The sequence below is a fragment of the Thermodesulfobacteriota bacterium genome (genome assembly GCA_035559815.1).
Lineage (GTDB): Bacteria > Desulfobacterota_D > UBA1144 > Nemesobacterales > CSP1-2 > DATMAT01.
Genome location: DATMAT010000032.1, coordinates 1 through 6,093, shown reverse-complemented (window position 1 = coordinate 6,093; position 6,093 = coordinate 1). Strand labels below are relative to the sequence as shown.

The following is a 6,093-nucleotide window of genomic DNA, read 5'->3' as shown; positions in this document are numbered from 1 at the left end:
TGCAGGCCCTACCGCCATTCCCGCTCTCGGCCGGGAAGACTACGGTTTGTTCGACGGTCTTTCTGGAGAAACATTATCCATTCTTTACCGGGATGGAATCCTTTTAACCAGGAATGAAGCCTTCAGGAGTGCTGCCTGGAGTGAGCTAAAGAAGTACTCAAAGCGTTTCTTTTATGAAGAGGTCAAAAGCCTGGTACCCAAGGTTGCTATTGATGACCTGGAAAACACAGATAAGGTGGGAATCCGTCCTCAGTTGGTTCACTGGAAGAGTAAGAGCCTGGTCACGGATTTTGTCCTGATAAATGAGGGAGACTCTCTTCATGTTTTAAATGCGATATCACCGGCCTTCACCTCCTCTATGGCTTTTGCCAGATACGCACTGGATATTTTCTGGGGGAGCGACGACAAAAGGCTTGATTCCTAGGTTATATATTGGAGATTTGCCTCAGCAATCCGCTCCAAAGAACGCTTCTCAAATTTGGGCTTCGCAGTATCTTGATTACCGTCTCCCTATGCCAGTCAAATCTTCCCTTCTCCGCTATGAACGAGAGGAGACCGTCCTGCCTGGCTGCATGGAATAGCTTGTCTATGAAGTGGTCATCCAGCTTGGAATAATACCGGTGAAAATACTGGCCATACTTTATCTCCTTCCCCATACTCTTTCTCCATGCGTATTCATACTGGGAAAGGATTTTGGAATCAAAGTTTCCTTTCCTAAAGGCCTTTTTGATAATTTCAGAAGCGATTTCGGCGCTGATAAGGCCGTAGTAAATCCCGCCCCCGGTCGTGGTCTTTATCAGTCCGGCCGCTTCACCCACGGCAATCACTCTGTTGGAGTAGCTTTTGGGTATGGTGCCGAAGGCAATCCCCCTTCTCTTAATAGCTCCCATCTCCTTGCAGGTATTGCCATTGTGGTTGAATTCGGAGAGGACGTTGTTCAATCCGTCGAGTGCGTTTCCATTGGTCATCACCCCAACCCTGGTCCTCCCGTCCTTAAGGGGTATAGCCCATCCAAAAAACCCATCAGACCACCTGCGGCCAAAATACACCTTAAGGCGTTCGACGGCATCTGTCTTGACCTCGACCTGAATGCCTTTCAAGATTTTTATAGGACGCCCTAAGCCGAGGGATTGTTGAAGGTTAAAACTTATCCCGGTGGCTATTACCGCAACCTCTCCCCGTATTTTATCCTCTCCCTGTTGGCTTTTTAAGATGGCTTCTACGAACCCATCGTTTACCTGTAGAGAGGTCACTTTTGTGTTCAGGTAAATCTGGGCTCCTTTGGCCCGGGCGGTTTCCCCAAGCTTTCCGTCAAATATATGCCTATCCACTACCACAGCCGCTTCTTCCGGATGAGAATAGGGAATACGTATTCTTCCCGGAGAGAACAGTTCGGCGTGCTGAAGTCTTCCTATCACCGCTTCCTCCGGTAGGTCATACCGGGAGAAAGCCTCCTTGCTCACGACGCCGGAGCATACCACGTCCTTTCCAATTTCCGAATTCTCGTCGAATAAAGCAACGCTCAACCCAGCTTCGGAGAGGTAACCGGCCGTTTGAAGCCCGCTCGGGCCTCCTCCGATAACCATTACATCAAACCGATGAGTTCCCAATTTTATTGTCCTCAGAATTTGGGGTAAAGAAAAATATCTAATAAGTTCGTATAGTTCAATAGCTTCTTTATTATAATGCTGAATTGACAGAACGGGATCGGTCAATTACAATTGAGAAGTTTTCTCAATTAGAAGGGATAAACAGTGAAGGGTTCAAACTCGGTTAAATCACTTAAAGATAACAGCAGGGCATTTAAAGCGCTTTTCCACAGAAAGGGGCTTAAATGCACACCCCAGCGTCTCGCTGTACTCAATGTAATCAGCAAGAGCACCGGACATCTGTCCATTTCCGAGATTCACGATAAGGTCAGAACCGTTCTTCCGGGCATGGGGCTGGCCACCATATACCGGGCCCTCGAGGCCCTGGCAGACCTGGGGCTGGTTACCCGGGTTCATCTGGAAGACGGCTGCCACAGCTACGCTATGACCAGGAGCGGGCATCAGCACCCGATAGTCTGTCTCGGATGTAACAGAATTGTAGAATTTGCCGAATGTCCCCTCGAAGGGATATCCAGAAAGCTATCTAAAAAGACTGGCTTTGTTATTCAAAAACATTTCCTCCAGCTCTTCGGAAGATGTCAGAAGTGCCAGGCCGAGAGGGACGGGAAAGGATAAAAGGGAGAATTAATTAGATGTCACACATGCACATCCCGGACGGGGTACTTCCGTTCTGGCTTGTATCTGCCGGCTGGATTGTTACCCTGGCTATTCTCTATATCTCCATAAGATGGTCGAGTGGCATTAAGCTCGAGCAAAAACTTCCACTCATTGGTATAGCCGCAGCCCTTATGATCGTGGGAATGACGCTCGAGATCGTGCCCATTGCCTACCATATCAACATGAGCGTGATTGCCGGCATAGTCCTTGGCCCGGCCTTGGGATTCATAGCCGTTTTCATCGTCGACCTCATCATCGCCATGTTCGGCCACGGAGGCATCACCGTCGTAGGGCTTAATACGCTAATAGTAGGTGCTGAGGCTGTATTAGGATTCTACCTCTTCCGGGCCTGTCTCTCTGTTCTAAGACGTGGAGGTATTTCCATAGGGTTCTCCTCCGCCCTGGCCGCCCTGTTTAGCCTGATGCTGAGCACATCTCTCATGATCGGTATAGTTCACATATCTCAAATAAATCCATCAGAGGCATTGCACAATGATGTACAAAATTCGGGTCAAAGTATAGTCTCCCATGAGCGGGGCTATTTATATGAAGATTCAAATTCACAAAACCGGAGAATAGATACGGTAAGATTCGCAAAAACCGTTTTATTCCTCGGAATTTTTGGATGGGTACTGGAAGCGGCAATCACCGGGTTTGTGATAGGCTACGTTTCTCGGGTAAGGCCTGACTTGATCTTTTCCAAGGCGACCTAGGAGGTGTTATAGAGGTGGATATCGGCGCCATAGATTATTTTGCTAATGGTGGAAATAGCTTCCTTCACCGGGCTTCGACCAGGTATAAATTAATATTCGTGGCCTTAGTTATTGCCTCGGTCGTGATTACGGACGATTTTATATTGTTATTAAGCGTGTACCTTATACTCACCGCTTTCGTAATTCTAACCAGACTGCCCTTCCTAAAGATCATTTCCATTGCCTCATATCCGGCTATTTTTGCGCTACTCTTTGCCATAGCCAGTTGGAACGGAAATTGGATAGGAAGTGGAGTGATTGTTTTTAAAGCCCTTGACGCAGCGCTGGCCACGGTGCTACTCATCGTGACCACGCCTTACCCCAATGTATTTGCTGCCTTGGAACCTCTATTACCAAAGGTCGTAGTGGAAGGGCTTTTTCTTACCTACCGGTCCATCTTTATCTTGCTTGAACTCATAGACAACCTAATCAAGGCCCTCCGGCTGAGAGGCGGCCTGACTCCGGGGCGGTATTTAAAAAACATAATCAATTTTTCATCCGGAATAGGGCTGCTATTGGTTCGTGGGTTTGATTTGTCGGAAAGGTTTTATGGGGTAATGAGGATTAGAGGATATAACGGAAAGATGGCAGAGCTTGAAAGTAAAAAATTGGACAAAAGAGATGCCGTTCCAATCTTAATCGGAATACTGGTATTAGCCCTTTCTCTTGCTGGTTATGTCAGGAACGACCTCAGCAAATACTATATTTACGCGTTCATGATTTCCATTTTATCCGTCCTCTTCACCGTTTCTTACACTTATATCCAAAAAAGTAGAGGCCTTAATTGGAAGAACTAGTCAAGGTAAGCAACCTCAAATACACCTATCCCGACGGGACATCCCTTCACTTTCACGGGCTTGACTTTATCGTCCGTAGAGGAGAGCGTGTGGTGATCCTGGGGCCAAACGGAAGCGGCAAGTCCACTTTGCTCTTTCATCTCCTCGGGCTCTTCAAAGCTTCCTCCGGAGAGATAAGCGTCCTGGGTGTCAACCCATCCCGGAACTTCGTAAAAATAAGGGAGCGTATCGGGGTGCTCGTTCAAAACGTCGATGAGCAGATCATTGCCCCCACGGTCTCAGATGATATATCTTTCTCCCCTCGAAACTACGGATACAAGAAAGAAGATGTAGAAAAACTGGTCGAGGATGTTATCGAACAACTGGATATTTCTCATCTAAAGAATAAGGTCCCCCATTATCTAAGCGGAGGAGAAAAAACGAAGGTGGGTCTGGCCGGGGCGCTGGTCACTAAACCGGAGCTTCTTATCCTGGACGAGCCGTTTGAGGGACTGGACCCTACCTGCAGGATGGACCTCATCAACCTATTAAACCAAATAAACAAGGAAAAAAAAACGGCCATCATTCTCTCCACCCATAATATCGATACGGTTCCTTTAATCGCCGACACCGTATATCTCATGGCCGCGGGAGGAGAAATCGTGGCCAGGGGCACACCAAAGGAGGTCTTTACCCAACTCGAACTCATTGCCGGGTGTCACATAGAACCGCCGGTCCTAGGCTCCTTATTTTTCGAGCTGAAGAAACACGGTATTGACCTCGATGTTTCTCTGACGGTGGAAGAGGCGGCCCGGGTCATTGCCGATGAAATTGGGTCATATCAGAAGAAAAAGTCGACTATGTAAGATTTGAGATATTCATGAATCTCTTCTCGCTTCCACCAGCTAATGATCCAAATACGAGGAAAGCTATATATTTTCCGGATTAATAACGTCTAATCCTTTCGCAACTGCAGCTTTATTAAGTTGGCCATCAGATGATACAAATACAAAAGAAAGACCAAAATGCTCCTTTGCGATAATTGCTGAAGCAAGATGAACTCCGTCAACTGCTCTCAAGACGTTTTTCTCGACAAGGACTCCAGCAAGATAGGCAATCTCTGAAGTAAATCCTATTATCGAGAATATAGGTATGCCCCAATCGCTCTGAAAATTCTTTACGGAATTTCTATAAGACCTCTCTGTCATCTCTCTAAGCCTAAGCTTTTTGGCAAATGCTGCTTTTATCTCCGGATAGGTCAGGATTGAGGTCGTAATTAGTTCCCCGGTTGATAGAAGGTCATTAACTACCGGACTCCCTTTCTCCTTGGCATATCGTTTAACAAGGGCACTGGTATCAAAATAGATTACCCTCACTCTCTGTCCTCAAGAATAATTCTGGATAGAGGTTTTCCCTTCACCTTGATTGGAGAAACCGACTCTGGTTTTTCTTTTTGTATATTCAAAAGAAGCCCAGAAGTCATAGCGTCTCTTAGCTTCTTTTCAATATTTTTATAATCCTTACTTTTATGGCTCTTCTTGTCTTTAAGAAAATCCCGAATAAGAGTCCTTATTAGCTTGACTTTTGAGTAACCCTCTTCTTCACAGATATCGGTTAGAACTTCGTACTCATCATCCGGAATTCTTACTGTAAGCTGTTTCATTAAAATTTGCTCCTCTTATATCATTCTACATCATTTTATATCAATCAACATCGAAAGGCAATTAGACAAGATTAGTCATCGTCTTTTATTAGCCCTAAATTTCCTATTGCACAAAGATGCCGCATTGTGCTATAATGGCCTTATGTTTATAAACAAAAATCCTCCCTCTTTTTACTAATCCCTTGCTACTACAAAATTCTAATCCCAAAAAAACTCTTATTAGTTTTTCTCTCTAAAGCTTAACTTTCATATCCATTTCACACTATCTCATAAACATGGCATGACAGATATTCCACTCTTAAAACCCTTCTCCTAAGACGATTTTCTCGATTGTGAAAATGGGGGGATTCAAACAATGAAAAAGCTAAGAAACCTATTCGAGAATAGAGAAGTTATTGGAGAAGAATCTGGTTTAATAGGTTTAGCTGCGTTAGTTTTTTGTGTATTTGGATTTTTTTTAACAGCACCTGCCTTAGCACTACCTGAGATTAACAGTTATGCACCAAACCCAGCAACTCCGGGAACATGGGTAACCGTGATGGGTATGGATTTTGGGTCATTCACTACCGATACCAACGTTAGATACGGCATGGGACGCCGCGTTGTTGGAATCATACCCCGGACCAGCATTCGCT

The 6,093-nt window shown here is 45.5% G+C and carries 9 protein-coding genes; 6 read left to right on the top strand and 3 right to left on the bottom strand.

The annotated features are described in order from the left end of the window. Positions 1-424 (top strand): L-2-hydroxyglutarate oxidase (locus VNN20_09140; GenBank protein ID HWP92347.1); only part of this gene is annotated, 424 nt, incomplete at its 5' end. Between the two features lies 1 nt (position 425). Here the strand turns inward: VNN20_09140 and VNN20_09135 are convergent. Further along, on the bottom strand, positions 426-1,610 hold the full coding sequence (locus tag VNN20_09135) for an NAD(P)/FAD-dependent oxidoreductase (protein ID HWP92346.1): 1,185 nt from the start codon (positions 1,608-1,610) through the stop codon (positions 426-428). Between the two features lie 144 nt (positions 1,611-1,754). Between VNN20_09135 and VNN20_09130 the strand changes: the two genes are divergently transcribed. The 4 genes from VNN20_09130 to VNN20_09115 are packed head-to-tail and all read left to right on the top strand — an operon-like array spanning position 1,755 to position 4,661. Next, positions 1,755-2,225 carry a Fur family transcriptional regulator gene (locus tag VNN20_09130; protein ID HWP92345.1) on the top strand — a complete coding sequence of 157 codons (471 nt, stop codon included), beginning with the start codon at positions 1,755-1,757 and terminating at the stop codon, positions 2,223-2,225. Positions 2,226-2,242: 17 nt separating this feature from the next. Continuing rightward, positions 2,243-2,980 (top strand): energy-coupling factor ABC transporter permease, encoded by a 738-nt coding sequence (locus tag VNN20_09125; protein ID HWP92344.1) that lies wholly within the window; start codon positions 2,243-2,245, stop codon positions 2,978-2,980. Positions 2,981-2,994: 14 nt separating this feature from the next. Then, positions 2,995-3,816: an energy-coupling factor transporter transmembrane component T gene (locus VNN20_09120; protein ID HWP92343.1), complete on the top strand. Its 822-nt coding sequence runs from the start codon at positions 2,995-2,997 to the stop codon at positions 3,814-3,816. Then, on the top strand, positions 3,804-4,661 hold the full coding sequence (locus VNN20_09115; GenBank protein HWP92342.1) for an ATP-binding cassette domain-containing protein: 858 nt from the start codon (positions 3,804-3,806) through the stop codon (positions 4,659-4,661). Before VNN20_09120 ends, VNN20_09115 begins: the two co-directional genes overlap by 13 nt. 63 nt (positions 4,662-4,724) lie before the next feature. Here VNN20_09115 and VNN20_09110 read toward each other — a convergent pair whose 3' ends face one another. Both VNN20_09110 and VNN20_09105 read right to left on the bottom strand, forming a co-directional pair. Then, a complete protein-coding gene (locus tag VNN20_09110) occupies positions 4,725-5,171 on the bottom strand; it encodes a type II toxin-antitoxin system VapC family toxin (GenBank protein ID HWP92341.1) in 447 nt (148 codons plus the stop codon). Further along, positions 5,168-5,458, bottom strand: a complete 291-nt coding sequence (locus VNN20_09105; protein ID HWP92340.1) for a ribbon-helix-helix protein, CopG family — start codon at positions 5,456-5,458, stop codon at positions 5,168-5,170. Before VNN20_09105 ends, VNN20_09110 begins: the two co-directional genes overlap by 4 nt. A 355-nt stretch (positions 5,459-5,813) precedes the next feature. Here VNN20_09105 and VNN20_09100 point away from each other — a divergent pair. Continuing rightward, positions 5,814-6,093: hypothetical protein (locus VNN20_09100; protein HWP92339.1), on the top strand; the 280-nt coding region annotated here is incomplete at its 3' end.

Excerpts from the sequence above, each read along its gene's own strand:
- VNN20_09125 (HWP92344.1), top strand. The coding sequence starts at position 2,243 with ATGTCACACATGCACATCCCGGACGGGGTACTTCCGTTCTGGCTTGTA.
- VNN20_09105 (HWP92340.1), bottom strand. The coding sequence starts at position 5,458 with ATGAAACAGCTTACAGTAAGAATTCCGGATGATGAGTACGAAGTTCTA.